The 25911-nt window shown below is 64.7% G+C and carries 24 protein-coding genes and 1 pseudogene; 17 read left to right on the top strand and 8 right to left on the bottom strand.

Features of this window, described 5'->3' with window-relative positions; genetic code table 11:
- Positions 1-73: 73 nt before the first annotated feature.
- From nuoG to nuoN, 8 genes are read left to right on the top strand one after another with little or no spacing between them, the layout of a single operon-like run.
- The gene (gene nuoG / locus DMO17_RS16565) at positions 74-2797 is read left to right on the top strand and encodes an NADH-quinone oxidoreductase subunit NuoG (protein ID WP_110683585.1); all 2724 of its coding nucleotides are present in this window, start codon (positions 74-76) and stop codon (positions 2795-2797) included.
- Entirely contained in the window at positions 2794-3786 is a 993-nt protein-coding gene (gene nuoH / locus DMO17_RS16560) for an NADH-quinone oxidoreductase subunit NuoH (RefSeq protein WP_110683584.1), read from the top strand. Before nuoG ends, nuoH begins: the two co-directional genes overlap by 4 nt.
- Before the next feature lie 12 nt (positions 3787-3798).
- Entirely contained in the window at positions 3799-4347 is a 549-nt protein-coding gene (gene nuoI / locus DMO17_RS16555) for an NADH-quinone oxidoreductase subunit NuoI (protein WP_110683583.1), read from the top strand.
- 10 nt (positions 4348-4357) lie between these two features.
- Positions 4358-4867 (top strand): NADH-quinone oxidoreductase subunit J, encoded by a 510-nt coding sequence (gene nuoJ, locus DMO17_RS16550; protein ID WP_110683582.1) that lies wholly within the window; start codon positions 4358-4360, stop codon positions 4865-4867.
- On the top strand, positions 4864-5172 hold the full coding sequence (nuoK, locus tag DMO17_RS16545) for an NADH-quinone oxidoreductase subunit NuoK (RefSeq protein WP_061904554.1): 309 nt from the start codon (positions 4864-4866) through the stop codon (positions 5170-5172). Before nuoJ ends, nuoK begins: the two co-directional genes overlap by 4 nt.
- The gene (gene nuoL / locus DMO17_RS16540; RefSeq protein WP_110683581.1) at positions 5169-7016 is read left to right on the top strand and encodes an NADH-quinone oxidoreductase subunit L; all 1848 of its coding nucleotides are present in this window, start codon (positions 5169-5171) and stop codon (positions 7014-7016) included. The genes nuoK and nuoL overlap by 4 nt, the downstream gene beginning before the upstream one ends.
- 13 nt (positions 7017-7029) lie before the next feature.
- Entirely contained in the window at positions 7030-8559 is a 1530-nt protein-coding gene (gene nuoM, locus DMO17_RS16535; protein WP_110683580.1) for an NADH-quinone oxidoreductase subunit M, read from the top strand.
- A gap of 9 nt (positions 8560-8568) precedes the next feature.
- Positions 8569-10047 (top strand): NADH-quinone oxidoreductase subunit NuoN, encoded by a 1479-nt coding sequence (gene nuoN / locus DMO17_RS16530; protein WP_110683579.1) that lies wholly within the window; start codon positions 8569-8571, stop codon positions 10045-10047.
- A 232-nt stretch (positions 10048-10279) separates the two neighbouring features.
- Here the strand turns inward: nuoN and DMO17_RS20245 are convergent, their stop codons facing one another.
- Positions 10280-11962, bottom strand: coding sequence for a methyl-accepting chemotaxis protein (locus DMO17_RS20245; protein ID WP_110683578.1), 1683 nt, complete (start codon positions 11960-11962; stop codon positions 10280-10282).
- A gap of 125 nt (positions 11963-12087) precedes the next feature.
- Positions 12088-13407, bottom strand: a complete 1320-nt coding sequence (locus DMO17_RS16520) for a Na+/H+ antiporter family protein (RefSeq protein WP_110683577.1) — start codon at positions 13405-13407, stop codon at positions 12088-12090.
- Between the two features lie 244 nt (positions 13408-13651).
- On the opposite strand from DMO17_RS16520, the gene DMO17_RS20240 reads away from it, so the two are divergent.
- Positions 13652-15793: a methyl-accepting chemotaxis protein gene (locus DMO17_RS20240; protein WP_110683576.1), complete on the top strand. Its 2142-nt coding sequence runs from the start codon at positions 13652-13654 to the stop codon at positions 15791-15793.
- 116 nt (positions 15794-15909) lie between these two features.
- Positions 15910-16506: an NADPH-dependent FMN reductase gene (locus tag DMO17_RS16510; RefSeq protein ID WP_110683575.1), complete on the top strand. Its 597-nt coding sequence runs from the start codon at positions 15910-15912 to the stop codon at positions 16504-16506.
- Here the strand turns inward: DMO17_RS16510 and DMO17_RS16505 are convergent, their stop codons facing one another.
- Genes DMO17_RS16505 through DMO17_RS16490 form a run of 4 tightly spaced genes read right to left on the bottom strand, consistent with a single transcriptional unit; the run spans position 16507 to position 19110 of the window.
- Complete coding sequence (locus tag DMO17_RS16505; RefSeq protein ID WP_110683574.1) at positions 16507-17823, bottom strand: sensor histidine kinase; 1317 nt, start codon at positions 17821-17823, stop codon at positions 16507-16509.
- Positions 17820-18488, bottom strand: coding sequence for a response regulator transcription factor (locus DMO17_RS16500; RefSeq protein WP_061904563.1), 669 nt, complete (start codon positions 18486-18488; stop codon positions 17820-17822). The genes DMO17_RS16505 and DMO17_RS16500 overlap by 4 nt, the downstream gene beginning before the upstream one ends.
- Entirely contained in the window at positions 18488-18802 is a 315-nt protein-coding gene (locus DMO17_RS16495) for a PepSY domain-containing protein (RefSeq protein WP_021700273.1), read from the bottom strand. Before DMO17_RS16495 ends, DMO17_RS16500 begins: the two co-directional genes overlap by 1 nt.
- A complete protein-coding gene (locus tag DMO17_RS16490) occupies positions 18802-19110 on the bottom strand; it encodes a PepSY domain-containing protein (RefSeq protein ID WP_021700274.1) in 309 nt (102 codons plus the stop codon). Before DMO17_RS16490 ends, DMO17_RS16495 begins: the two co-directional genes overlap by 1 nt.
- Positions 19111-19423: 313 nt before the next feature.
- Between DMO17_RS16490 and DMO17_RS16485 the strand changes: the two genes are divergently transcribed.
- The 3 genes from DMO17_RS16485 to DMO17_RS19610 are packed head-to-tail and all read left to right on the top strand — an operon-like array spanning position 19424 to position 21108.
- A complete protein-coding gene (locus DMO17_RS16485) occupies positions 19424-20200 on the top strand; it encodes a hypothetical protein (RefSeq protein ID WP_146224928.1) in 777 nt (258 codons plus the stop codon).
- An 18-nt stretch (positions 20201-20218) separates the two neighbouring features.
- On the top strand, positions 20219-20713 hold the full coding sequence (locus DMO17_RS16480) for a tyrosine-type recombinase/integrase (protein ID WP_110683572.1): 495 nt from the start codon (positions 20219-20221) through the stop codon (positions 20711-20713).
- Entirely contained in the window at positions 20710-21108 is a 399-nt protein-coding gene (locus tag DMO17_RS19610; protein WP_146224927.1) for a hypothetical protein, read from the top strand. Before DMO17_RS16480 ends, DMO17_RS19610 begins: the two co-directional genes overlap by 4 nt.
- Positions 21109-21414: 306 nt before the next feature.
- Here DMO17_RS19610 and DMO17_RS16475 read toward each other — a convergent pair whose 3' ends face one another.
- A complete protein-coding gene (locus DMO17_RS16475; RefSeq protein ID WP_110683571.1) occupies positions 21415-21840 on the bottom strand; it encodes a hypothetical protein in 426 nt (141 codons plus the stop codon).
- 83 nt (positions 21841-21923) lie between these two features.
- A complete protein-coding gene (locus DMO17_RS16470) occupies positions 21924-22505 on the bottom strand; it encodes a DUF6630 family protein (RefSeq protein ID WP_110683570.1) in 582 nt (193 codons plus the stop codon).
- A 476-nt stretch (positions 22506-22981) separates the two neighbouring features.
- Here DMO17_RS16470 and DMO17_RS19605 point away from each other — a divergent pair, with 476 nt between their 5' ends.
- The 4 genes and pseudogenes from DMO17_RS19605 to queD all read left to right on the top strand — a co-directional run bounded on the left by DMO17_RS19605 (position 22982) and on the right by queD (position 25742).
- The gene (locus DMO17_RS19605) at positions 22982-23416 is read left to right on the top strand and encodes a hypothetical protein (RefSeq protein ID WP_146224926.1); all 435 of its coding nucleotides are present in this window, start codon (positions 22982-22984) and stop codon (positions 23414-23416) included.
- A 447-nt stretch (positions 23417-23863) separates the two neighbouring features.
- Positions 23864-24943, top strand: a complete 1080-nt coding sequence (locus tag DMO17_RS16460) for a patatin-like phospholipase domain-containing protein (RefSeq protein WP_110683568.1) — start codon at positions 23864-23866, stop codon at positions 24941-24943.
- Positions 24944-24964: 21 nt separating this feature from the next.
- A pseudogene (locus DMO17_RS20110) lies at positions 24965-25332 on the top strand (DUF5329 family protein).
- Between the two features lie 53 nt (positions 25333-25385).
- On the top strand, positions 25386-25742 hold the full coding sequence (gene queD / locus DMO17_RS16450) for a 6-carboxytetrahydropterin synthase QueD (RefSeq protein ID WP_021700277.1): 357 nt from the start codon (positions 25386-25388) through the stop codon (positions 25740-25742).
- The last annotated feature ends 169 nt before the right edge of the window (positions 25743-25911 follow it).

Here is a 25911-nt window from a genome sequence, read left to right as displayed (position 1 = left end):
TCGCGCGGGGCAGCCCGCGCACCGTGATTCCATTAGCCAAGCCCGTTTCGACGGGTAAGAAGAAACCTGAACCATGGCCACTATCCACGTAGACGGCAAAGATTTCGAAGTCGATGGTGCGGACAACCTGCTGCAGGCCTGTCTGTCCCTCGGTCTCGACATCCCCTACTTCTGCTGGCACCCGGCGCTGGGCAGCGTCGGCGCCTGCCGCCAGTGCGCGGTGAAGCAGTACACCGACGAGAACGACAAGCGCGGCCGCCTGGTCATGTCCTGCATGACGCCGGCGACCGACAACACCTGGATCAGCATCGACGACGAGGAGGCCAAGCAGTTCCGCGCCAGCGTCGTCGAGTGGCTGATGACCAACCACCCGCACGACTGCCCGGTGTGCGAGGAAGGCGGTCACTGCCACCTGCAGGACATGACGGTGATGACCGGCCACAACCAGCGCCGGTACCGCTTCACCAAGCGCACTCACCAGAACCAGCAGCTCGGCCCGTTCATCTCCCACGAGATGAACCGCTGCATCGCCTGCTACCGCTGCGTGCGCTACTACAAGGACTACGCTGGCGGCACCGACCTGGGCGTCTACGGCGCGCACGACAACGTGTACTTCGGCCGCGTCGAGGACGGCGTGCTGGAGAGCGAGTTCTCCGGCAACCTCACCGAGGTCTGCCCGACCGGCGTGTTCACCGACAAGACCCACTCCGAGCGCTACAACCGCAAGTGGGACATGCAATTCGCCCCGAGCATCTGCCATGGCTGCTCGTCCGGCTGCAACATCAGCCCCGGTGAGCGCTACGGCGAGATCCGCCGCATCGAGAACCGCTTCAACGGCTCGGTGAACCACTACTTCCTGTGCGACCGCGGCCGCTTCGGCTACGGCTACACCAACCGTGACGACCGCCCGCGCCAGCCCCTCTTCGGCGAGACCAAGCTGGGCATCGACGCTGCGCTGGACAAGGCCGCCGAGCTGCTCAAGGGCAAGCGCGTGATCGGCATCGGTTCGCCGCGCGCCAGCCTGGAAGGCAACTACGCCCTGCGCGAGCTGGTCGGCGAAGCCAACTTCTACAGCGGCATCGGCGCCGTCGAACTGGACAATATCCGCCTGATCCGCGATGTGCTGCAGAACGGCCCGCTGCCGGTGCCGTCGATCCGCGAGATCGAGGACCACGACGCCGTGTTCGTCCTCGGCGAGGACCTGACCCAGACCGCCGCGCGCATCGCCCTGGCCCTGCGCCAGTCGGTCAAGGGCAAGGCCACCGAAATCGCCGCCTCGATGAAGATCCAGGATTGGCACATGGCCGCGGTACAGAACGTCGCGCAAGATGCTCTCAATCCACTGTTTATCGCCAGCGTCGACGCCACCCGCCTCGACGACGTGGCCGAAGCCTGCGTCCATGCCGCGCCGGCCGACCTGGCGCGCATCGGCTTCGCCGTGGCCCACGCCATCGACCCGAGCGCCCCGGCCGTGACCGGCCTGGACGCCGAGGCCGCCGAGCTGGCGCAGCTGATCGCCGAAGCCCTGCTGGCCGGCAAGCGCCCGCTGATCGTCAGCGGCGCCTCGCTGGGCGAGAAGAGCATCATCGAGGCCGCGGCCAACATCGCCCAGGCCCTGAAGAACCGCGATAAGAACGCCTCCATCAGCCTGGTGGTACCGGAAGCCAACAGCATGGGCCTGGCCCTGCTGGGTGGTGAGTCGGTCGACGCCGCACTGGAAGCCCTGACCGCAGGCAAAGCCGATGCCGTGATCGTGCTGGAAAACGACCTGTACCGTCGCGCCGACGCCGCCAAGGTCGATGCTGCCCTGGCCGCCGCCAAGGCAGTGATAGTCGCCGACCACCAGCAGACCGCGACCGTGGCCCGCGCCCACCTGGTGCTGTCCGCCGCCAGCTTCGCCGAAGGCGATGGCACCCTGGTCAGCCAGGAAGGCCGCGCCCAGCGCTTCTTCCAGGTGTTCGAGCCGAGCTACTACGACAGCAACATCCTGGTGCGCGAGGGCTGGCGCTGGATGCACGCGCTGCACAGCACCCTGCAGGGCAAGGCCGTGGACTGGACCCAGCTGGATCAGGTCACCGAAGCCGTCGCTGCCAGCAGCTCCGTGCTGGCAGCGATCAAGGACGCCGCGCCGAGCGCCTCGTTCCGCATCAAGGGCCTCAAGCTGGCGCGCGAGCCGCACCGCTACAGCGGCCGTACCGCCATGCGCGCCAATATCAGCGTGCACGAGCCGCGCCAGCCGCAGGACCAGGACAGCGCCTTCGCCTTCTCCATGGAAGGCTACGCCGGCAGTGTCGAGCCGCGTCAGCAGGTACCGTTCGCCTGGTCGCCGGGCTGGAACTCGCCGCAGGCCTGGAACAAGTTCCAGGACGAGGTCGGTGGCCATCTGCGCGCCGGTGATCCGGGCGTGCGCCTGATCGAGTCCCGTGGCAAGACCCTGGCCTGGTTCGCCGTGCCGGGCGCCTTCGCCCCGGCCCAGGGCACCTGGCAGGTGGTGCCGATGCACCACCTGTTCGGCAGCGAGGAAAACTCCTCCCGCGCAGCTCCCGTGCAGGAGCGCATCCAGCCCGCCTACGTCGCCCTGGCCAAGGCCGAGGCCGAGCGCCTGGGCGCGGGCGACGGCGCGCTGCTCAGCCTGACCGTCGCCGGCCAGGCCCTGCGCCTGCCGGTGAAGGTCAGCGAAGACCTGGCCCTGGGCCTGGTCGGCCTGCCGGCCGGCTTCGCCGGCATCCCGGCGGCCCTCGCCGGCGCCACTGCCACCGCTCTCGGTCTTGTAGGAACCCAGGAGGCCGCGCAATGAGCTGGCTGACGCCCGAACTGATCGACGTGCTGGTCGCCGTCCTCAAGGCCATCGTCATCCTGCTGGTGGTGGTGGTCTGCGGCGCCCTGCTGAGCTTCGTCGAACGTCGCCTGCTCGGCTGGTGGCAGGACCGCTACGGTCCCAACCGCGTCGGCCCGTTCGGCATGTTCCAGATCGCCGCCGACATGATCAAGATGTTCTTCAAGGAGGACTGGACGCCGCCGTTCGCCGACAAGTTCATCTTCATGATCGCGCCGATGATCGCCTTCGCCGCCATGCTGATGGCCTTCGCGATCATCCCGGTCACCCCGACCTGGGGCGTGGCGGACCTGAACATCGGCATCCTGTTCTTCTTCGCCATGGCCGGCCTGTCGGTCTACGCCGTACTGTTCGCCGGCTGGTCCAGCGCCAACAAGTACGCCCTGCTCGGCAGCCTGCGTGCCTCGGCGCAGACCATCTCCTACGAGGTGTTTCTGGCCCTGGCGCTGATGGGAGTGGTGGCGCAGGTCGGCTCGTTCAACCTGCGCGACATCGTCGACTACCAGGCCGAGAACCTGTGGTTCATCATTCCGCAGTTCTTCGGCTTCTGTACCTTCTTCATCGCCGGCGTGGCCGTGACTCACCGTCACCCGTTCGACCAGCCGGAAGCGGAGCAGGAGCTGGCCGACGGTTACCACATCGAATATGCCGGAATGAAATGGGGCATGTTCTTCGTCGGCGAGTACATCGGCATCGTGACCATCTCGGCGCTGCTGGTGACCCTGTTCTTCGGCGGCTGGCACGGCCCGTTCGGCATCCTGCCGCAGATCCCGTTCTTCTGGTTCGCCCTGAAGACCTGCTTCTTCATCATGATCTTCATCCTGCTGCGCGCCTCGATCCCGCGCCCGCGGTATGACCAGGTCATGGCGTTCAGCTGGAAGTTCTGCCTGCCGCTGACCCTGATCAACCTGCTGGTGACCGGCGCGCTCGTGCTGGCCGCGGCCCAGTAAGGAGAAACACACATGTTCAAGTACATCTGGGACGTGGTGCACGGCACCTGGACCCAACTGCGCAGCCTGGTGATGATCTTCGGCCACGGCTTCCGCAAGCGCGACACCCTGCAATACCCGGAAGAGCCGGTGTACCTGCCGCCGCGCTACCGCGGCCGCATCGTGCTGACCCGCGACCCCGACGGCGAAGAGCGCTGCGTGGCGTGCAACCTGTGCGCCGTGGCCTGCCCGGTCGGCTGCATCTCGCTGCAGAAGGCCGAGACCGAGGACGGTCGCTGGTACCCGGAGTTCTTCCGCATCAACTTCTCGCGCTGCATCTTCTGCGGCCTGTGCGAGGAAGCCTGCCCGACCACCGCGATCCAGCTCACACCGGATTTCGAGATGGGCGAGTTCAAGCGCCAGGACCTGGTCTACGAGAAGGAAGACCTGCTGATCAGCGGGCCGGGCAAGAACCCGGACTACAACTTCTACCGGGTGTCCGGCATGGCCATCGCCGGCAAGCCGAAAGGCGCCGCGCAGAGCGAAGCCGAACCGATCAACGTCAAAGGCCTGCTGCCCTGAGGAGAGGATGATGGAGTTTGCTTTCTACCTCGCCGCGGGTGTCGCCGTGGCCTCTACTGTGATGGTCATTACCGGGACCAACCCGGTACATGCCCTACTCAACCTGATCGTTTCCCTGCTGGCCGTGGCCTGCACGTTCTTCGCCCTGGGTGCGCCGTTTGCCGGCGCCCTGGAAATCATCGTCTACGCCGGCGCCATCATGGTGCTGTTCGTCTTCGTGGTGATGATGCTCAACCTCGGCCAGGAAGCCGTAGAGCAGGAGAAGAGGTGGCTCAAGCCCGGCATCTGGACTGGTCCGGCCATCCTCTCTGCCCTGTTGCTGGCGCAGCTGCTGTACGCCCTGTTCGCCACCCCGAGCGGTGCCGCCATCGGCCTTGAAACCGTCGATGCCAAGGCCGTCGGCATCAGCCTGTTCGGCCCCTACCTGCTGGTGGTCGAGCTGGCCTCCATGCTGCTGCTCGCCGCCCTGGTCGCCGCCTACCACCTGGGCCGCCACGAAGCCAAGGAGCCCACCGCATGAATGCCATTCCCCTGGAACACGGCCTGGCCCTGGCCGCCGTGCTGTTCAGCCTGGGCCTGATCGGCCTGATGGTGCGCCGCAACATCCTCTTCGTGCTGATGAGCCTGGAAGTGATGATGAACGCCACCGCCCTCGCCTTCGTCGTCGCCGGCAGCCGCTGGGTGCAGCCTGACGGCCAGGTGATGTTCATTCTGGTGATCACCCTGGCAGCCGCCGAGGCCAGCATTGGCCTGGCGATCCTGCTGCAGCTGTATCGCCGCTTTCACACCCTCGATGTCGACGCTGCCAGCGAGATGCGCGGATGAACCTTCTATTCCTTACCCTGCTCTTCCCGCTGCTCGGCTGGTTCCTGCTGGCCTTCTCCCGCGGGCGACTCTCGGAAAACACCGCCGCCCTGATCGGCGTCGGCTCGGTCGGCCTGGCCGCCCTGAGTGCGGCCTGGGTCATCCTGCAATTCCTCAGCCTGCCGGCGGGTGGCCTCTACACCCAGACGCTGTGGCAGTGGATGAACGTCGGCAACCTGGCGCCGAGCTTCACTCTGCACCTGGACGGCCTGTCGGCCACCATGCTCGGCGTGGTCACCGGCGTCGGCTTCCTGATCCACCTGTTCGCCAGCTGGTACATGCGCGGTGAAGAGGGCTACTCGCGCTTCTTCGCCTACACCAACCTGTTCATATTCAGCATGTTGCTGCTGGTACTCGGCGACAACCTGCTGGTGCTGTTCTTCGGCTGGGAAGGCGTGGGCCTGTGCTCGTACCTGCTGATCGGCTTCTATTACAAGCACGTACCCAACGGTAACGCGGCGCTCAAGGCGTTCATCGTCACCCGCATCGGCGACGTGTTCCTGATGATCGGCCTGTTCCTGCTGTTCCTCAACCTCGGCACCCTGAATATCCAGGAGCTGATGGTGCTGGCGCCGCAGAAGTACGTGGCCGGTGATACCTGGCTGTGGGTCGCCACCCTGATGCTCCTCGGCGGTGCGGTGGGCAAATCCGCCCAGCTGCCGCTGCAGACCTGGCTGGCCGACGCGATGGCCGGTCCGACCCCGGTCTCTGCGCTGATCCACGCCGCCACCATGGTGACCGCGGGCGTGTACCTGATCGCCCGTACCCACGGCCTGTTCCTGCTGACCCCCGAGATTCTCGAGCTGGTCGGCATAGTCGGTGGCGTGACCCTGGTGCTGGCCGGTTTCGCCGCCCTGGTACAGACCGACATCAAGCGCATCCTCGCCTACTCGACCATGAGCCAGATCGGCTACATGTTCCTCGCCCTCGGCGTGCAGGCCTGGGATGCGGCGATCTTCCACCTGATGACCCACGCCTTCTTCAAGGCCCTGCTGTTCCTCGCCTCCGGTGCGGTGATCCATGCCTGCCACCACGAGCAGAACATCTTCAAGATGGGCGGCCTGTGGAAGAAGCTGCCGCTGGCCTACGCCAGCTTCGTCGTCGGTGGCGCCGCCCTGGCCGCGCTACCGCTGGTCACCGCCGGCTTCTACTCGAAGGACGAGATCCTCTGGGAAGCCTTCGCCAGCGGTCATAGCGAGCTGCTCTACGCGGGCTTGGCCGGTGCCTTCCTGACCTCGATCTACACCTTCCGCCTGATCTTCATCGCCTTCCACGGCGAGCAGAAGACCGAGGCCCATGCCGGTCACGGCCTGGCCCACAACCTGCCGCTGGCCACCCTGATCGTGCTCTCGACCTTCGTCGGCGCGCTGATCACCCCGCCGCTGGCCGGCGTGCTGCCGCAGAGCATCGGCCACGCCGGTGGCGAGGCCAAGCACGGCCTGGAGATCGCCTCGGGCGCCATTGCCCTGGCCGGTATCCTCCTGGCCGCGCTGCTGTTCCTCGGCAAGCGCACCTTCGCCACGACCGTTGCACAGAGCGCCCCGGGCCGCCTGCTGTCGGCCTGGTGGTTCGCCGCCTGGGGCTTCGACTGGCTCTACGACAAGCTGTTCGTCCAGCCCTACCTGCTGATCTGCCGCCTGCTCGGCCGCGACCCGATCGACCTGAGCATCGGTCTGGTACCGCGCCTGGCCCGTGGCGGCAACGCCGTGCTGGCCCGCGCCCAGACCGGCCAGGTGCGCTGGTACGCCACTTCGATCGCCGGGGGTGCCGTGCTGGTACTCGCCGCCCTCCTCTTTCTGAGTTAAGGAAAACAGCCTGATGATTCTCCCCTGGCTAATCCTGATTCCCTTCATCGGTGGCCTGCTGTGCTGGCAGACCGAGCGCTTCGGCAACACCCTGCCGCGCTGGATCGCCCTGCTGACCATGGGTCTGCTGTTCGGCCTCGGCCTGTGGCTGTGGGCCAGCGCTGACTTCAGCCTGGCCCCGGCCCCCGGTGCCGAGCTGGCCTGGGCCGCCGAGTTCCAGGTGCAGTGGATCGAGCGCCTGGGCATCAGCATCCACCTCGGCCTCGACGGCCTGTCGGTGCTGATGATCGTCCTCACCGGCCTGCTCGGCGTGCTGTCGGTGCTGTGCTCGTGGAACGAAATCCAGAACCGCGTCGGATTCTTCCACCTCAACCTGATGTGGATCCTCGGCGGCGTGGTCGGCGTGTTCCTCGCCATCGACCTGTTCCTGTTCTTCTTCTTCTGGGAAATGATGCTGGTGCCGATGTACTTCCTCATCGCGCTCTGGGGTCATAGCGGCAGCAAGGGTCACTCGCGGATCAACGCCGCCACCAAGTTCTTCATCTTTACCCAGGCCAGCGGCCTGATCATGCTGGTGGCGATCCTCGCCCTGGTGCTGATCAACTACAGCGTCACCGGCGTGCTGACCTTCAACTACGAAGACCTGCTGAAGACCCAGCTGCCGGCCGGTACCGAGTACCTGCTGATGCTCGGCTTCTTCGCCGCCTTCGCCGTGAAGTTCCCGGTGGTGCCGGTGCACTCCTGGCTGCCGGACGCCCACGCCCAGGCGCCGACTGCCGGCTCCGTGGACCTCGCCGGCATCCTGCTGAAAACCGCCGCCTACGGCCTGATGCGCTTCGCCCTGCCACTGTTCCCCAACGCCTCGGCCGAGTTCGCGCCGATCGCCATGTGGCTGGGCGTATTCGCCATCGCCTACGGTGCCTTCCTGTCGTTCGCGCAGACCGACATCAAGCGCCTGGTGGCCTATTCCAGCGTCTCGCACATGGGCTTCGTGCTGATCGCCATCTACTCCGGCAGCCACATCGCCCTGCAGGGCGCGGTGGTGCAGATGATGGCGCACGGCCTGTCCGCCGCCGCGCTGTTCATCCTCTGCGGCCAGCTCTACGAGCGCCTGCACACCCGTGACATGCGCGAGATGGGCGGTATCTGGGCCCGTCTGCCCTGGCTGCCGGCGGTGAGCCTGTTCTTCGCCGCCGCGGCGCTGGGACTGCCGGGTACCGGTAACTTCGTCGGCGAATTCCTGATCCTGATCGGCAGCTTCCCGGCCGCACCCTGGGTCGTGGTCCTGGCCGCCTGCGGACTGGTGCTGGGCTCGGTCTACTCGCTGGCGATGATCCACCGCGCCTACTTCGGCCCGGCCAAGTCCGATGCCCCGCTGCAGGCCCTGAAGGCTCGCGAGCTGTACATGGTGCTGGGCCTGGCGGTGCTGCTGATCCTGCTCGGCGTCTACCCGCAGCCGGTGCTCGACACCTCCGCCGCCAGCATGCACGGCGTGCAGCAATGGTTCAGCGGCGCCCTCACTCAACTCGCTTCGGTCCGGTAATCACGCGCTATGGAACTGACGACTCAACACTTCATCGCGCTGCTGCCGCTGCTGGTCACCAGCGCCACCATCATCGTAGTGATGCTGGCCATCGCCTGGAAACGCAACCACGCCATGGCCTTCATCCTCTCGGTGCTGGGCCTCAATCTGGCCCTGCTGTCGCTGATCCCGGCCGTGGAGGTGACGCCGCTGCAGGTCACCCCGCTGCTGCTGGTGGACAAGTTCGCCTGCTACTACATGGCCCTGGTGCTGGCCGCCACCCTGGCCTGCACCACCCTGGTCCACGCCTACCTGGGCGGCGAATCGGGCAAGCAGGGCTACCCGGGCAACCGCGAAGAGCTGTACCTGCTGATTCTGCTGTCCGGCCTGGGCGGCCTGGTACTGGTCAGCGCGCAGCACCTGGCCGGCCTGTTCATCGGCCTGGAACTGCTGTCGGTGCCGACCTACGGCATGATCGCCTACGCCTTCTTCAACAAGCGCTCGCTGGAGGCCGGCATCAAGTACATGGTGCTGTCCGCCGCTGGTAGCGCCTTCCTGCTGTTCGGCATGGCCCTGCTGTATGCCGAGTCGGGCAGCCTGAGCTTCGCCGGTATCGGCGCCAAACTCGCTACGGACGGCCTGCCCAGCCTGATCGCCCAGATCGGCATCGGCATGATGCTGATCGGCCTGGCCTTCAAGCTGTCGCTGGTACCCTTCCACCTGTGGACCCCGGACGTCTACGAAGGCGCACCGGCACCGGTCGCCGCCTTCCTGGCCACCGCCAGCAAGGTCGCCGTGTTCGCCGTGCTGCTGCGCCTGTACCAGGTGTCGCCGGTCACCACCGGCGGCTGGCTGAACGACCTGCTGAGCCTGCTGGCCATCGCCTCGATCCTGTTCGGTAACCTGCTGGCGCTGCTGCAAAACAACCTCAAGCGCCTGCTCGGCTACTCGTCGATCGCCCACTTCGGCTACCTGCTGATCGCCCTGATCGCCAGCAAGGGCCTGGCCGTGGAGGCCATCGGCGTGTACCTGGCCACCTACGTACTGACCACGCTGGGCGCCTTCGGCGTGATCACCCTGATGTCCACGCCCTACAGCGGCCGCGATGCCGATGCCCTGTACGAGTACCGCGGCCTGTTCTGGCGCCGCCCGTACCTGACCGCCGTGCTCACCGTGATGATGCTGTCGCTGGCCGGCATCCCGCTCACCGCCGGCTTCATCGGCAAGTTCTACGTGGTCGCCGCCGGTGTCGAGTCGCAACAGTGGCTGCTGCTGGGCACCCTGATCCTGGGTAGCGCCATCGGCGTGTTCTACTACCTGCGGGTCATGGTCACCCTGTTCCTGCAGGAGCCCAACCTCAAGCGCCACGACGCGCCGTTCAACTGGGGCCAGCGCGCCGGTGGCATCATGCTGCTGTTCGTCGCCCTGCTCGCCTTCTTCCTCGGTGTCTACCCGCAGCCGCTGCTGGAACTGGTGCAGCAGGCCGGACTGGTGGCAGTCGTCCACTGAGCGCCGCCAGCACACAAAGAACCCGGCCCCGGCCGGGTTCTTTCTGCCCCCTCGTTTTATTGAGCGTGGCTGGACCAGATGCGAGCCCTACCCGTGAAGCAACCTTGGCCCGGATGAAATCCGGGTAGATGTGCCCCGGATTTCATCCGGGCTACTGGACCGAGTCAGCGGTGCAGACCGCAACAGAATGAACAAGGGCGCCCATGGGCGCCCTAGTTCATTGCGCAGGTACTCAGATACGGAACTGCCGCACCAGCGCCCCCAGGCGCTCGCCCAGGCCGGCCAGGCTGCGCGAGGTCTCGGCGCCGTGACGGGTTTCGTCCGCCACGCTTTCCACCGCCACGGCGATCTGGTGCACACTGCGGTTGATCTCCTCGGCCACCGCGGTCTGCTCCTCGGCGGCGCTGGCGATCTGCGCGTTCATCGCATTGATGGTACCGATCAGCTGGGCGATGGCGTCCAGCGAGGCGCCGGCCTGGTTGGCCTGCTCGCTGGTGATCTCGCCGGCATCGCTGGAGCGGCGCATGGCGGTGACGGCGTCACGGGTGCCCCCCTGCAGGCGGTCGATCATGCCCTGGATTTCCTGGGTGCTCTGCTGGGTGCGGCTGGCCAGCGCGCGCACCTCGTCGGCAACCACGGCGAAGCCACGCCCGGCCTCGCCGGCGCGGGCCGCCTCGATGGCGGCGTTGAGCGCCAGCAGGTTGGTCTGCTCGGCGATGGAGCGGATCACGTCGAGCACGCTGACGATGGACTGCACGTCCTGCTGCAGGTTGTCCAGCGACACGCCGCTCTCGCGGATGTCCTCGACCAGGGCGTGAATGCGCTCGATGCTGCCATCGACCACCTTCTTCGCCGCCTGGCCCTCGTTGTCGGTCTGCTGCGCCGCCTCGGCCGCGCCCTGGGCGCTGCGCGCCACCTCGTGGGCGGCGGCGGACATCTCGTTGATCGCCGTGGCCACCTGGTCGGTCTCGTGGCGCTGGCGCTCCATGGCCTGCTCGGAACGCTGCGCCTGCGCGGCTACCTCGCCGACCAGACCGGTCAGCTGGGTGGTCATCTCGGCGATCTGTCGCACCAGGCCGTGGATTTTCTCGACGAAGCGGTTGAAGGAACCCGCCAGTTCACCCAGCTCGTCCTGGCTGGTCACCGGCAGGCGGCGGGTCAGATCACCCTCGCCGGCGGCGATGTCGTCCAGGTTGGCCTTGATCTGCTGCAGCGGGCGCAGGAAGGCGTTGCTCAGCGCCAGGCCGAGGATTCCGAACACCACCAGCATGATCATGGCGATCACCAGGATGCTGGTGAGGATGGTGCTGACGCGCTCCTCGATGGCTGCCTCGACCTCGGCGACCTGGGCCTCGACGCCGTCCAGGTTGACCGCCGTGCCCAGGGCCAGGTCCCACTTGGGCAGGTAGTAGCTGTAGGCCAGCTTGGGTACCAGCACATTCTCGTTGTTCGGCAGCGGCGAGCTGTACTGCACATAGTTGCTACCGTCCTTGGCCACGCGAACGAGCTCATCGTTGACGCGTACGCCGTTGGGGTCCTGGCGGCCGGTAAAGCTCTTGCCCACATCCACCGGGCTGTCGCCGCGGAACAGGCGGATCACCTGGGAGTCGTAGCCGAAGAAGTAGCCATCCTTGCCGTACTTGATCTTGGCGAGGATGGCGATGGCCTGCTCGCGGCTGGCCATGTCGCCCTGGCTCGCGCCGTCATACAGCGCCTGCACCGAGCCCATGGCGATCTGCATGTAGTGCTGCAGCTCGCGGCGACTCTCCTGCAGCAGGCGCTCGCGCGTCTCCTTGACCTCGTCCTCGGCCAGATCAAGCAGAATCTTGGCCGCCGCGCCACTGAGCACGATGGCGAACAGGATCACCGGCAGCAGGGCCAGCAGGAGCATTTTGCTTTTCAGTGTGAGGCGCATTGTCCTTTCCTCTGGAGGGCGTCTATTCGAAAGCGAAACGGGGCTGCCGGTTTATCGGCAGCCCCGTCAATTGCATAAGCGACCGAGCGGTCACTTAGGTTTAGCTCAGGGTGTCGGCTTGCGCCCTAGAGCAGCATGGCGGCGGCCCAGCCGAACACCAGCAACGGCAGGTTGTAGTGCAGGAAGGTCGGCACCACGGTGTCCCAGATGTGGTTGTGCTGACCGTCGATGTTCAGCCCCGAAGTCGGGCCTAGCGTCGAGTCGGAGGCTGGCGAGCCGGCATCGCCCAGAGCGCCGGCGGTACCGACGATGCAGACGATCGCCAGCGGGCTGAAGCCCAGTTGCACACCCAGCGGCACGAAGATCGCGGCGATGATCGGCACGGTGGAGAAGGACGAACCGATGCCCATGGTCACCAGCAACCCGACCAGGAGCATCAGCAGCGCGCCCAGCGCCTTGCTGTTGCCGATCCAGGCAGCCGAAGCATCCACCAGCGCCTGCACGTCACCGGTGGCATTCATCACCTCGGCAAAGCCCTGCGCGGCGATCATGATGAAGCCGATCATGGCCATCATCTTCATGCCTTCGGTGAACAGGTCGTCGGCCTCCTTCCAGCGCACCACGCCGGACACCGAGAACACCACGAAGCCCGCCAGCGCGCCGACTATCATCGAGTCCAGCCACAGCTGCACGACAAACGCCACGGCCACCGCCACGCCGGCCACCAGCAGGCTTAGCGGGCTGTAGCGCGTCTCGACCCGCTCGGCCTGGGCAATCGGCTGCAGGGCGTACTCGCGCTTGCCGCGGTAGCTGAAGAACACCGCCAGCAGCAGGCCGAACAGCATGCCGACGGCCGGGATCAGCATGGCCTCGGTGACATTCACCCCGCTGACGTCCACCCCGGCCTTGGCCACGTTGGCCAGCAGGATCTCGTTGAGGAAGATGTTGCCGAAGCCCACCGGCAGGAACATGTAGGGGGTGATCAGGCCGAAGGTGATGACGCAGGCGACCAGCCGGCGATCGATCTGCAGCTTGCTCAGCACATACAGCAGCGGCGGAACCAGCAGCGGGATGAAGGCAATGTGGATCGGCAGGATGTTCTGCGAGGACACCGATACCGCCAGCAGCAGGCCGACCAGCAGCCACTTCAGCGCGCCACCGCCCTGCTCCTGCTGGCTCCCCACCAGCGCCAGGGCGCGGTCGGCCAGGGCATGGGCCAGGCCCGACTTGGCGATGGCCACGGCGAAGGCGCCGAGCAGCGCATAGGACAGCGCCACCGTGGCGCCGCCGCCCAGGCCTTTATTGAAGGCTGCCAGCGAGCCCTCCAGCCCCAGGCCGCCGAGCAAACCGCCGGCCAGGGCGCCGACGATCAGCGCCACCACCACGTGCACCCGGCACAGACTGAGGACCAGCATGATGCCGACTGCGGCTACCACTGCGTTCATTGCGAGACTCCAATTGCCGACTTGCACAGACCGCGCGCGGCGGGAAAAAAGCGCAAGACTCTGCCTGATCGGTCAGCTTCTGTCAAAGAATCCGGCGTGCGAAATTCTGGGCAATGCGTGCATAATTCCTGTCAGCTCACCCAGCGGTTTTCCGCCGTAGCTCAAGTCGGCCATGAAATCGGTCAAGCTTCCGTCGCCCTTACCGATACATGACTCAGTAGTCTGAACTCACAAGGACCCGCCCATGCTGTCCCGCCTGTCTATCCAGTGGAAAATCACCCTGCTCGCCGGCCTCTGTCTGCTGGCCATAGTGACCTTGCTGGTAGGCGCCTCGTTGTACCAGGCCACGCGCAGCGCGCAGCTGGTACGCACGGCCAGTTCGGGCATGCTGGAAGAGTCCGCGCGGCTGCGCATGGCCGCCCGCGGCGAGCTGCAGGCGATCCGCATCCAGCGCTACTTCATGGACGCCTACCAATACGGCAAGGGCTTCTCGCGCCAGGTGCTGTTCCTCAAGGATCAGGCCGAGAAACGCTTTCTCGATGCCTTCGACCTGCGCGAGGACATGACCCGCCAGGTGCGCTCGGCCCTGGAGGCCAACCCCAACCTGCTCGGCCTGTATCTGGTGTTCGAGGCCAACGGTCTGGATGGCAAGGACGACCTGTTCGCCGGCCAGGCCGAACTGGGCAGCAACGACAAGGGCCGCTTCTCCCTCTACTGGTCGCAGAGCACGCCGGGCACGCTGGAGTCGGAGTCGATGGACGAAGCGCAGCTGCAGGACACCACCGCCGGCCCCAGCGGTACGCCCTACAACGCCTGGTATACCTGCCCGCGCGACAGCCGCAAGACCTGCGTGCTCGACCCCTATTTCGACGAGGTCAACGGCCAGCAGGTGCTGATGACCAGCATCGCCTTCCCGCTGGAACAGAATGGCAAGGTCATAGGCGTGATGGGCGTGGACATCAGCCTGGAGAGCCTGCAGCAAATCGCCCAGAAGGCCAGCAGCGAGCTCTACGACGGCCAGGCCCATGTCAGCATCCTCAGCCCTGCCGGCCTGCTGGCCGGCCACAGCCGTGAAGCCGGCAAGCTGGGCAAACCGCTGGAGGATGCCTTCAGCGATCACCAGAGCGAGATCAAGGCCCTGCTCGGCAGTGGCCGCGCCGAGTTCCTCGAACACGACAGCGTACTGCGCGTGTTCGAGCCGCTGCTGCCGATTCCCGAGGCCCAGCCCTGGGGCGTGCTGCTGGAGGTTCCGCAGCAGACCCTGCTCGGCCCGGCCAGGCAGCTCGAACAGCGCCTGGAGGAGCGCCGCACCGGCGACTCGCTGTTCTCCCTGGCGGTCGGCCTGCTCGCCATCCTGGTCGGCCTGGCCCTGATGTGGCTGACCGCGCGTGGCGTGACCCGCCCCATCCTCGGCGTGGCCGGCATGCTGCGCGACATCGCCAGTGGCGAAGGCGACCTGACCCGCCGCCTGGACTACGCCAAGCAGGACGAGCTGGGCGAGCTGGCCGGCTGGTTCAACCGCTTCCTCGACAAGCTGCAGCCGATCATCGCCGACGTGAAACGCTCGGTGCAGGACGCCCGCAGCACCGCCGACCAGTCCGCCGCCATCGCCAGCCAGACCAGCGCCGGCATGCAGCAGCAGTTCCGCGAAGTGGACCAGGTGGCCACCGCCTCCCAGGAAATGAGCGCCACCGCCCACGACGTGGCCAACAACGCCGCCCAGGCCGCCGATGCCGCGCGCAGTGCCGACGCCGCAGCCCGCGAAGGGCTGACAGTGATCGACCGAACCACCCTGTCCATCGAGCAGTTGGCCAGCGAACTCAGCTCCGCCATGAGCGAGGTCGAAGCCCTGGCCAGCAGCAGCGAACAGATCGGCTCGGTACTTGAAGTGATCCGCGCCATCGCCGAGCAGACCAACCTGCTGGCGCTCAACGCGGCCATCGAGGCGGCCCGTGCCGGCGAGGCCGGCCGCGGCTTCGCCGTGGTCGCCGACGAGGTGCGCAACCTGGCCAAGCGCACCCAGGACTCGGTGGAGGAAATCCGCCAGGTGATCGAGAACCTGCAGAGCGGCACCCGCGACGTGGTCGGTTCCATGCACAGCAGCCACAAGCAGGCCCAGGGCAGTGTCGAGCTGGTCGAGCAGGCGGTGACCGCGCTGCGCCGCATCGGCGACGCGGTCACCGTGATCAACGACATGAACCTGCAGATCGCTTCGGCCGCCGAGGAGCAGAGTGCGGTGGCCGAAGAGGTCAACCGCAACGTGGCGAGCATTCGCGATGTCACCGAGGCCTTGTCCAGCCAGGCCGAAGAGTCGGCCCGGGTCAGCCAGAACCTGAACAGCCTGGCCAACCACCAGCAGGGGCTGATGGACCAGTTCCGCGTCTGACCCGGCACCGTGCGGGGGTGCTGGCGTCATTCGCCCGCGCCCCTGGCGCCTCGCCACTTGCCCCGTCCCAGAGCGGCCGGTAGCCTGCGCACACTTTTCCGCAGGAGACTTCGCCCATGCTCAATATCGCCCTGATCGCCGGTTCCAGCCGCAGCGGCAGCCAGTCCGCCAAGGTCGCCCGCTATCTCCGCCAACGCCTGATCGACCTGGGGTTGACCAGCGCCGGACAATGCAACCTGATCGACCTCGGCGAACGCGGCTTGCCGCTGTGGCCGGCCGACGACAAGGGCCCCTGGGCCGAGTATCAGCAGCAGCTGGCCGCCGCGGATGCGCTGGTGGTGATCGCCCCGGAATGGAACGGCATGGCCTGCCCGGCCGTGAAGAACTTCTTCCTCTACGCCAGCAAGGCCGAGCTGGCGCACAAGCCAGCGTTGCTGGTGGGGGTTTCCTCGGGTATCGGTGGTGCCTACCCGATCAGCGAACTGCGTGCCTCGGGCTACAAGAACTGTCGGATTGCCTATCTGCCGGAGCACCTGATCGTGCGTCAGGTGGAGGCGGTGATGAATGAAGGGCCGGCAGCCGGCGAGGACGATCTGCGCATCCGCGCCCGCGCCGACTACGCGCTGGACATCCTCGGCAAGTACGCCGAAGCGCTGAAGCCGGTACGCGCGGCCATCGACCTGAGCAATCCGGCCTTCACCAACGGCATGTGATCAGCGCCGCCCGGGCAGGCTGATCGCGACCCGCAGCCCGCCCAGAGGGCTGTCCTCGAGGCTCAGGCTGCCGCCCCAGGCCTCGACCATGTCACGCACGATGCCCAGGCCCAGGCCGTGGCCGGCGACCTGCTCATCCAGGCGGGTGCCGCGCCCCATTACCGCCTCGCGACGCTCGGGGGCGATGCCGGGACCATCGTCGTCGACCCACAGCCGGTAGTCCTCGCCTTCCAGCGCCAGGCTCAGGCGTACCTCGGCATCGGCCCATTTGCAGGCGTTGTCCAGCAAATTGCCGAGCAGCTCGAGCAGGTCTTCCCGGTCCCATGGCAGGCACAGCCCGGGCTCGGCCTGCCACTCCAGCTTCAGGCCGTGGCTGTGGATCATGCCCAGGGTGCTGAACAGCCCAGGCAGCTCCGCCGCACAGTCGAAATGCGCCCCCGGTAGTGCCTCGCCAGCCAGGCGCGCGCGCCCCAGCTCACGCTCCAGGCGCTGGCGGATCTGCCCCAGCTGCTCACGCAGGGTGACCTGCAGCTCGGGCTGATCGCGCAACTCCTCACGTTCACTGAGGCTGACCAGCACCGCCAGCGGCGTCTTCAAAGCATGCCCGAGATTGCCCAGCGCATTGCGCGAACGCTTAAGGGTGTCTTCGGTATGGCTCAGCAGGTGATTGACCTGCGCCACCAGCGGCACCAGCTCCTGCGGCACCTGGCTGTCCAGCTCGGTGCGCCGGCCCTGCTGCAGCTGGGCAATCTGCTCGCGCACCCGTTCCAGCGGGCGCAGCGCCGAACGCACCGTGTAGCGCTGGGCCAGCAGGATCAGCAGCAGCGCTGCAGCGCCGAGCCCCAGTCCCAGCCATTGCAGACGGCGAAAGCTCTCCAGAATAGGCGTGTAGTCCTGCGCCACGCTGATGGAAAAACGCTGACCAAAACGCTGATAGTCGCCACGATAAACCAGCAGCAACTGGCCCCGCGGACCGTCACCCAGGCCGTCCTGCAGGCCCGCGTGGGCAGGCTTGGGCAGGTCGCGATCCCACAGGGAACGCGAGCGCCAGGTCTCGTCGGCAAAATCGATACGGAAGTAGTGGCCGGAGAACGGCCGCTGGAACGTCGGATCCAGGCGCCGCTCGTCCAGCTGCACGCCATTCTGGCCGCGCACCAGGGCGACCAGCAGGGTCTGCGTCTCGTCCTTGAGGTCTTCCTGCAGGTAGCGGCGCAGGCTGTGGTCGAACAGCCACAGGCTGCTCTGCGCCAGGATCAGGCCCACCACGATCAGCACACTGGCCAGGCCCAGGCTGAGGCGACGCTGGATCGACTTCAAGTGTCGACCCCGGCGTAACGGTAACCCTGGCCACGGCGGGTCTCTATCACCTCGCGCCCGAGCTTGCCGCGCAGGCGATTGACATGCACTTCCAGGACATTGGAGTCGCGCTCGCTCTCGCCATCATAGAGATGGTCGGCCAGCTGGCTCTTGGACAAGATCTGCCCGGGATGCAGCATGAAGTAGCGCAGCAGGCGGAACTCGGCGGACGTCAGCTCGATCTGCTCACTGCCACGCGTCACGCACTGGCGGCTTTCGTCCAGCTGCAGCCCGGCAGCCTCCAGCTGTGGCTGGTTGGCCAGGCCGTGAGCGCGGCGCAACAGCGCCTGGATACGCAGGGCCAGCTCTTCGGGATGGAAGGGTTTGGTCAGGTAGTCGTCGGCGCCGGCCTTGAGACCATCGATGCGCTCGGCCCAGGAACCGCGCGCCGTCAGAATCAGCACGGGCGTGCTCAGGCCGCCGGCGCGCCACTCACGCAGCACCTCGAGCCCCGGCTTGCCCGGCAAGCCGAGGTCGAGAATGATCAGGTCATAAGGCTCGGTTGCCCCCTGATAGGCGGCATCACGGCCATCGGCCAGCCAGTCCACCGCATAGCCCTGCCCTTTGAGGCTGACCAGCAGTTCATCGGCCAGGGGCACATGGTCTTCCACCAGCAACAGGCGCATCAGTCCTCCACTTCGTCCTTGAGGATACGACCGTCACGGGCATCCAGCTCCAACTCGCGAACGGTGCCGTCGGCGGTCAGCAGCTCCACCTCGTAGACCAGCACGTCATCCTCCTCTTCCAGTTCCGCCTCCAGCAACTCGGCCCCGGGGTAACGCCCCAGGGCCGGTGCCATCAGATCTTCCAGGGGGCGGATGACACCCTCCTGGCGCAGGCGCAGAGCCTCATCCTGGTCGAGGTCGCGGGCCTGGGCATCGAGGGCCAGTACCGCGACGATCAGGGCGAGGATGCCGCTATAGCGAAACACGAATTTCATCAGTCATCCCGGTGCTCTTGCAGGATCTGGCCATTGGTGGCGTCCAGCTCCACGTCCCACTGCACGCCCTGGGCGTCACGCAGCTCGACCTGATAGACATAGCGGCCATGCTCCTGCTCCAGTTCGGTGTCCTCGATCTTGCCGCCCGGGTACTTGGCCAGCGCAGCCGCGTTGAGCTTCTGGAAATCCTGGATGGTGCCTGCATCGCGTAGCTTCAGCGCCTCGTCCGGGCCCAGGTCACGAGCCTGGGCAATACCGGCGGTGGTAGCGAGGGCTGCGATGGCAAAAAGACTGGTCAGCTTGTTCATGGTGTTCTCCTTGGGGGTGTCTGTTGTCTACGGTGCCCAAGATAGCGATGCCGACTTAATTCAAGCTGAATCTTGAAGAGCGACACGGAGGCCCAGCAACCACAAGGGCTCCGCTATTATGACCGCTCACCCGACCGCCTCGATTGGCACGAATTGGCACGAATTCAGTGCCACCATACCAGCTACCCAGCTCGCCAAGCCGTGGCTCTTCAGGCGACATGGACGCTACTATCTGCGCCTTCGCCCCCGCAACCAGCGCCTCGGGGTCTACAGCGTAGCCCTGCGCACCTCCAGTCGTTCCGTAGCCGTATCCGTGACCAAAGCCATCACCCAAGCACTCGACCACTTCCGCCTCAATAACCCCGAAGCCACTTGGCCTGAGCTACGCGCCCGCCTCATCGTTATCGCTGAGGACTGCCTTGCAGTATCCCACGGTGACGATGGGATGGACTGGGCGGCCAGTGAGTCCTACCGGGGCATGTACTTAGCCCTCCGCCAGATCGGCAAGCGGGGCGACCTAAGCGCGGACCAATACCGAGCAGTAGGAGTAGGCCAAAAGATCATGGTGGCCGCCAATGCCCGAGCTGAAGGGAACCATGGTGAGCTGGTCAGGTTGATTGACCAACTGACGAATGAGCCAGTGGCGGACAGTTGCGGCCCAGCGTCCCTGTCCCCATCTGTAAGCCCACCCAAGGAACCCTTGAGCTGGTCCACGCTGTCTGAGCTGTACATGGCCGAACACAGCGTCAACTTGAAGGGCTCCAGTAGGACGACAGCCATATCGACTCACAAGGTCCTTAAGCGCGCCTTCGAGGCAGTCGGGGTCACTGACCTACGGTCCCACACTCGGGAGGACCTGACAGCGCTCAGGGGCTGGCTATTGGAGGACCGGAAGGCGTCCACCGTCAACACGTTGCTGGGCCAGTTGATTGCTGTCCTGGGATGGGCCGAGATCACCGACAAATTACCCAAGCACTACGCGGTCAAGCTCAAGCTCACCAGGGGGACTGACAGCGAGCGCGTAGCGTTCACTCGGGAACAGGTAGTCACCATCATGGCTTACGCCAATGCCCTCCCTGCGACCTCCTAGGAGCGCTGGGCGCTATCCCTGGGGATTATCACTGGGGCTCGAATCGGTGAACTATGCGGCCTGACCGAGGCGGACATCCGGCAGGTAGATGGTCTGTGGTGCATCGACATCAACGAAGACGATGAAGGCAAGTCCATTAAGAAAAAGCACAGCAAACGCCTTGTGCCGCTCGTGGATGGTGCGCTGGACTTCGACCTCGGGACATTCCTTCAGGCACCCGATAACGGTGCTCTTCCATCACAAAACGGGGTGAACTCTGGGAAAGCCAGCAAAGTCCTCGGCAAGTTGATCAGGCAGGCTCTCGGGGAAGACCAGGGCGAGCACCAGACCCTCCACTCCCTACGGCACCACATGGCGGCCTCTATGAAAACTGCGGGTGTTGAGCTTCAGTATGCACAGGCCGTAACAGGCCACGCTTCGCGGACAGTCACCTACGACACCTACGGAGGTGGCATCCCGGTCCAGAAGAAGCACGAGGCTATCCGCAAGGCTCTGGGCGAGATGACCGCATGAGCGCCCTGGAGAATCTGAGCGTTTTCGCTTACAGCGCCAGCCTGGAAGCACAGGACCTGCACCAAGCCTACGACGATGAAGGACTGTCCAACCCCATCGGGGTCTTCACTTGCCCTTGCTGTGGTCAGGTGGCGGACGTTGAGTACGGCTGTGGAGGCCCTGAGTCCCCCAGTGAGAACATCGGGCGTTTTGGTCCAGATGGTGCCCTGGATGCCGCAAGGTGCTTCCAGTGCAGCGGCGTGTCCTACTGGCGCACTGTGGACTTCGATAAGCACAACAATGGCGGAAACAATGGCGGACGGGACTGGAAGGATTTCCCTCGGGTGCTTGTGTATGCGCCCAAGGCCACTAAAACCCATGCGACCCTTTCAGAGCCAAAGGGAGCGACCGTATGAGCCTCTTCTTGACCTGTCTTCAGTGGCTGTGTGGTGCCCTTGCGGTTTACTGGGCTATCCGCGCTGGGCTGCACTTTGTGGCGTTAGTCCTCAGCGTCCGCAAGTCAGCAGAGCAAGAGGGCTCAGGCATCGAGAAGCCCAATCCATGGGTGGCCCCATGAGTATCTGGCAGTTCCTGGGCGTCCTCGCCCTGGCCATCGTGATCTTCGCGTGCATGCTGGACACCGACTGGAAGCGCAAGCTCCTTCGGCACCACGGGGAAAAGAACCCGTAGTCACCGCACTACGTCACCTAAGGGCTGATCCCTTAGGGGTCTGCCCTTTTGACGCCGCTATTTCCAGACCGCCCAAAAGGCTGCGAGAACTTCTTGGACTGTTCTGGCTCGACCAGCTCAATGCCGTCTGGTGCCACTGGGCTATTGCGATAGTAAGCCAGCTCGGTACATCGGATAGTCTCGATCCCTTGGGCCTCGTTCACCTCAAGGCCTGAGACCAGCCGTCCGAACAAGCACATGGAAGCTGTGCCATAGAAAATTCGGCCTCCAACACTGCAAATCATCCGGTTGCGAGCCCGGCGTTCACTCTTGCGATTCGCGTAGTAGGCCAGATCGAAGGCCGACGCCGTATCGCGCATGTAGAGGAGATCAATCAAGTCCTCGACGAACTCATGGGAGCGTTTCGCGCTCAGGATCGCAACGACTGCACGATTAGAGCCCTCTTGGGTATGAGCCATGCGTTCATGAGCATGCCCCCACTCTGATTGAGTACTACTCGTCTAAGCGTAGTTCAGGTCACTGCTCGCCCTTTGCTGGGCCTTCAGAAGCTCTCATGGCTGACGCGCAGGCCAGCGTCCTCTGCCAGTCGAGTAATCTCCTGAACCCTGTTGGCATCAACGATGAAGCCTTCGTAGCTATCGCTTCCAGAATCGACCTGAAGGTATCGCAGCCCATGCTCAGCAAGCCATGCATCAAAGCGCCTTAGCACCTCAGACATCGGCAGGTTATCGGTGTGTCGGTATGCGAAGGCTTCTGTGATCCCACTTGCTTTCACTGCAATAGGTGCCATGTACTCGAAGCCGTCGAATCCGCGCCAATCGACACTGAGCATCGCCAGATACTGGAGCTTCTGCCCTCTTGTTCTGTCCAGTAGTCCGCTGGAGATGGCCTTATAGGCAGCATCTTGCGCGGTAAATAGACGGTCGATACGACGAACCAGTCTTTGAGACTCATCTTCCGGCATTCTGGCCAGCAAGTGCCCAAGTAGGCCCTTCATGGCTTTACGCTGATCAGGTGACGGACGCGGGTGAAGCTCTCGGAGAATTTCAGCGTCGCTAATATCTGTTTCATCGGGAGGTGGTGCCGTAAAGCGGCCACCGAAGAGCCGATCAAAAAGTCCCATGCGCTTGCTCCTTGCGCTGATGAATTTGGCGAAGGCCAGGAGTATACAGCCACCAAACCACTCGACCGCCCCACGGCTCTCCCTCGGTAGAGACCTCTTACCAAATTTATTTCGGCCGCATGTATATCAAGAGCACCTTCAAGCCGGCCCAGTGATGCCCTGCGGGCTGCTTCGCTAAGAAATCGTCATCCGTGGTTCGCAAAAACCCTCACTTGTAGCCCACCCACTGCTACAAGAGAGGAACCCGATGTCCCAGATGCTCACAGCCAACCAGCTTGCAGAGTTGTCCCAGCGGATTGGCACGAATGCAGATCAACTGATCCAGAAGAGGAACCAGAAGACCCGAAACAGGGCAACACGCCGCCCCGGAGCGAAACCCCAGCGAACGAAGAGGCAGACCAGCAGCGCGCATAGTCAACCCGTTCGCGTTTTTGTTCGGGCCCACTACGACTTGGGGGCGGTATCCAGAGTTTGCCATGGACATTATTGAAGGAGTCGCCCGCCTGAACTGGCATGACCGCCAAGAAGGTAGCGCAGAGGCGTCCAGACCGCTGTCAGTGAGAACCCTTATACGGCTCATTGAGTCCGTCGAGGAAATCACGGTAGCCACGGTGGCAGACTCTACCGGCCTTGGTCAGAGACATGCACGACGCTACGTCAAAGCACTTCAACTGATCATACCCCGCCTCCTCGCAGCCAGCCCCCATCATCTCATCGAAGAACTGGATACTCCCGAGGAGCCGAACGATGGTCAGTTCAGTTATTTTGGCCGCATGTATATTGAGAGCACCTTCAGGCGAATCGCAAAGGGTGAACCGTTGGATCACGGTGCCTACCTTCTGCTTGCTTCGCGTGGTCGCTGGGCTCCTTCAGCCAAGCAGATAGAGCACCTTGAAGCATCCGACAGCTAACCCTGTGATCCCCCACCGGGTTCACCTCTAAGCAGTCGTAATCCGTGGTCAACTATCACCGGTAACGGGGTTGCCCTGTGCAAAACGGGACAAATTTTCGAGACCCCATTCCATAAAAGAGCCCTGCTTGGATTCCCCCGTGCCGCCCTCGGAAATCCTCTGGTGATCGAAGGAGTCCCTGAGTTGGAACGGGGCTGGTCAAGCCACGATCCTCATTCCTTCGAGGGCAGCGCTGAGCCGTCTGATTGGCACGAATTGGCACGAATCGATTGACGCACACGCCTGGAAGCCCCTATCTTCGGGCCTCCTCTGCGTCACCTCTCTTCAGCGCTTAATTCAAGCTGAATCCGCACAAGACTCACAACTGACGGGGTATTCACCCGCTGAAGCCGCTTGGCCTGAACCGGCACGCCACTATAATCGCTGGCTTGCAATACGGAGCCGAGCATGACCGCCATCCATATCAAGTCCCCAGCCCTCAGCCTGCGCGCCGGCAAGCGCGCCCTGGCGCGTATCCGCGAGCAGGGCCTACAGCCAGCCGATGTCGTTATTCTGCCTGGCGCCGCCGGCGGCCCCAAGGGCCTGGGCATCCAGGGACTCGATCTGGCCCTGTTCGGTGACTGGCTGCCACGGGCACCCCGCGAACGCACCCTGATCGGCGCCTCGATCGGCTCCTGGCGTTTCGCCAGTGCCTGTCTGCCTGATCCCTGCGCCGGTATCCGCCGCCTCGGCGAGCTGTATACCAGCCAGCGCTTCGCCAAGGGCGTGAGCATGGCCGAGGTATCGCGCAGCTGTGTGCAACTGCTCGATGATCTGCTCGAAGGCCAGGACGCGGCGGTGCTGGATAATCCGCTGTACCGCCTGAATATCGTGGTGGTACGCAGCCACGGCCTGCTCCAGCATGACCATCGCGGTAAGCTCGGCTTGGGCCTGTCATCGGTGATCGGTAACAACCTGCTGAGCCGCAGCCGCTTGGGCCGGCATTTCGACCGGATAATCCTCCACGACGCCCGCCAGATGCCGCCACTGGGTGCCTTGAACGACTTCCGCTCGCACTTTCACACCCTCTCCGAGGGCAATCTGCGTCATGCCCTGCTGGCCTCGGGCTCGATCCCCATGGTGATGGAGGCGATCCGCGAGATCCCCGGCCTCGAACCGGGCGCCTACCGCGACGGTGGCCTGCTCGACTATCACCTCGACTTGCCCTACCAGGCCGATGGCGTGGTGCTCTATCCGCACTTCACCGACAAGGTCATCCCCGGCTGGTTCGACAAGGGCCTGTCCTGGCGCCGCGGCGACGCCGAGCGCCTGCAGGACGTGCTTCTGCTGGCGCCGGCGCGCGAGTATCTGGCCAAATTGCCCCATGGCAAGCTACCGGACCGTAGCGACTTCAAGCGCTACCTGGGCGACGATAGCGGACGCGAACGCTACTGGCGCAAGGCAATGACCGAGAGCCAGCGCCTAGGTGATGAGTTCCTCGAACTGGCCGACAGCGCTCGCCTGGGCGAACGCCTGCAACCTCTCTGAACGCACGACCAGAAAGCAATCATGCCGCTAAGCCGAAGTCGGGCGCTTTCTACCCTGATCTTCTGCGGCAACGTGCAGGCCGCTCTGGATGAGCAGGGCTGCAAGGAAGTGAATGAACTGCTCGCCTTCGTCGAGAGCAGCGGCTGCCGGTTCATCCGCAATGGCAGCAAGCATTCTTCAGCCAGCAACTGCAGAGGAAACTCGACTATCTGGAGGAGAAGGGCCTGCTCAACTCGCCCGAGGACTTCATCACCCGCGCAGCGACCGCAAGCAGCATGAGCGATGAGCCGCTCCTAGTGAATTGCCGGGGCAAGTTGCAGCCTTCGCCGGCTGGCTCAATAGCACGTTCGATCGCCTGCGGCAGGCTCGTCAAGCGTCCGAACTGGTAAACTGCCAGGCGAGCTTCACGCCGCTTCGCGGCCTATCCAGCAGAGCGTTTATCTTGGAACTGTTCAAAGAATTCACCTTCGAATCCGCCCATCTCCTGCCGCATGTGCCGGCGGGCCACAAGTGCGGCCGCCTGCATGGCCACTCCTTCCGCGCCGCCATCTATATCGAGGGCGAGGTCGATCCGCACACCGGCTGGATTCGCGACTTCGCCGAGATCAAGGCGATCTTCAAGCCGATCTACGAACGCCTCGACCACAATTACCTGAACGACATCCCCGGTCTGGAAAACCCCACCAGCGAGAATCTGGCCAAGTGGATCTGGCAGGAACTCAAGCCGCTGCTGCCGGAACTGTCACGCATCCGCGTACACGAGACCTGCACCAGTGGCTGTGAGTACCGCGGCGACTGACCTGCCCTAGCGCTGAAGAAACGCAAAAGCCACCGGTGCGGTGGCTTTTTAATGTGCGCGATTCACGCATGCGGCCTGCGCACTTTGCCCTCGGACTGCCGAGAACGCTGTCCTGGAAAGTATTTCGCCCAGAAAGGCCAAACCCCCACCCGCGTGAGCGGATGGGGGT

It is taken from the genome of Aquipseudomonas alcaligenes, assembly GCF_003205495.1.
In the GTDB taxonomy this organism is placed as follows: domain Bacteria; phylum Pseudomonadota; class Gammaproteobacteria; order Pseudomonadales; family Pseudomonadaceae; genus Aquipseudomonas; species Aquipseudomonas alcaligenes_B.
Note: the sequence above shows the minus strand (reverse complement) of the source record. Positions and strands in the feature narration are given on the sequence as shown.

Excerpts from the sequence above, each read along its gene's own strand:
- nuoG (WP_110683585.1), top strand. The coding sequence starts at position 74 with ATGGCCACTATCCACGTAGACGGCAAAGATTTCGAAGTCGATGGTGCG.
- nuoH (WP_110683584.1), top strand. The coding sequence starts at position 2,794 with ATGAGCTGGCTGACGCCCGAACTGATCGACGTGCTGGTCGCCGTCCTC.
- nuoN (WP_110683579.1), top strand. The coding sequence starts at position 8,569 with ATGGAACTGACGACTCAACACTTCATCGCGCTGCTGCCGCTGCTGGTC.
- nuoI (WP_110683583.1), top strand. The coding sequence starts at position 3,799 with ATGTTCAAGTACATCTGGGACGTGGTGCACGGCACCTGGACCCAACTG.
- DMO17_RS19605 (WP_146224926.1), top strand. The coding sequence starts at position 22,982 with ATGGACATTATTGAAGGAGTCGCCCGCCTGAACTGGCATGACCGCCAA.
- DMO17_RS20240 (WP_110683576.1), top strand. The coding sequence starts at position 13,652 with ATGCTGTCCCGCCTGTCTATCCAGTGGAAAATCACCCTGCTCGCCGGC.
- nuoK (WP_061904554.1), top strand. The coding sequence starts at position 4,864 with ATGAATGCCATTCCCCTGGAACACGGCCTGGCCCTGGCCGCCGTGCTG.
- DMO17_RS16460 (WP_110683568.1), top strand. The coding sequence starts at position 23,864 with ATGACCGCCATCCATATCAAGTCCCCAGCCCTCAGCCTGCGCGCCGGC.
- nuoJ (WP_110683582.1), top strand. The coding sequence starts at position 4,358 with ATGGAGTTTGCTTTCTACCTCGCCGCGGGTGTCGCCGTGGCCTCTACT.
- DMO17_RS16475 (WP_110683571.1), bottom strand. The coding sequence starts at position 21,840 with ATGGCTCATACCCAAGAGGGCTCTAATCGTGCAGTCGTTGCGATCCTG.
- nuoM (WP_110683580.1), top strand. The coding sequence starts at position 7,030 with ATGATTCTCCCCTGGCTAATCCTGATTCCCTTCATCGGTGGCCTGCTG.
- DMO17_RS16490 (WP_021700274.1), bottom strand. The coding sequence starts at position 19,110 with ATGAACAAGCTGACCAGTCTTTTTGCCATCGCAGCCCTCGCTACCACC.
- DMO17_RS16510 (WP_110683575.1), top strand. The coding sequence starts at position 15,910 with ATGCTCAATATCGCCCTGATCGCCGGTTCCAGCCGCAGCGGCAGCCAG.
- DMO17_RS20245 (WP_110683578.1), bottom strand. The coding sequence starts at position 11,962 with ATGCGCCTCACACTGAAAAGCAAAATGCTCCTGCTGGCCCTGCTGCCG.
- nuoL (WP_110683581.1), top strand. The coding sequence starts at position 5,169 with ATGAACCTTCTATTCCTTACCCTGCTCTTCCCGCTGCTCGGCTGGTTC.
- DMO17_RS16500 (WP_061904563.1), bottom strand. The coding sequence starts at position 18,488 with ATGCGCCTGTTGCTGGTGGAAGACCATGTGCCCCTGGCCGATGAACTG.
- DMO17_RS16495 (WP_021700273.1), bottom strand. The coding sequence starts at position 18,802 with ATGAAATTCGTGTTTCGCTATAGCGGCATCCTCGCCCTGATCGTCGCG.
- DMO17_RS16470 (WP_110683570.1), bottom strand. The coding sequence starts at position 22,505 with ATGGGACTTTTTGATCGGCTCTTCGGTGGCCGCTTTACGGCACCACCT.
- DMO17_RS19610 (WP_146224927.1), top strand. The coding sequence starts at position 20,710 with ATGAGCGCCCTGGAGAATCTGAGCGTTTTCGCTTACAGCGCCAGCCTG.
- DMO17_RS16520 (WP_110683577.1), bottom strand. The coding sequence starts at position 13,407 with ATGAACGCAGTGGTAGCCGCAGTCGGCATCATGCTGGTCCTCAGTCTG.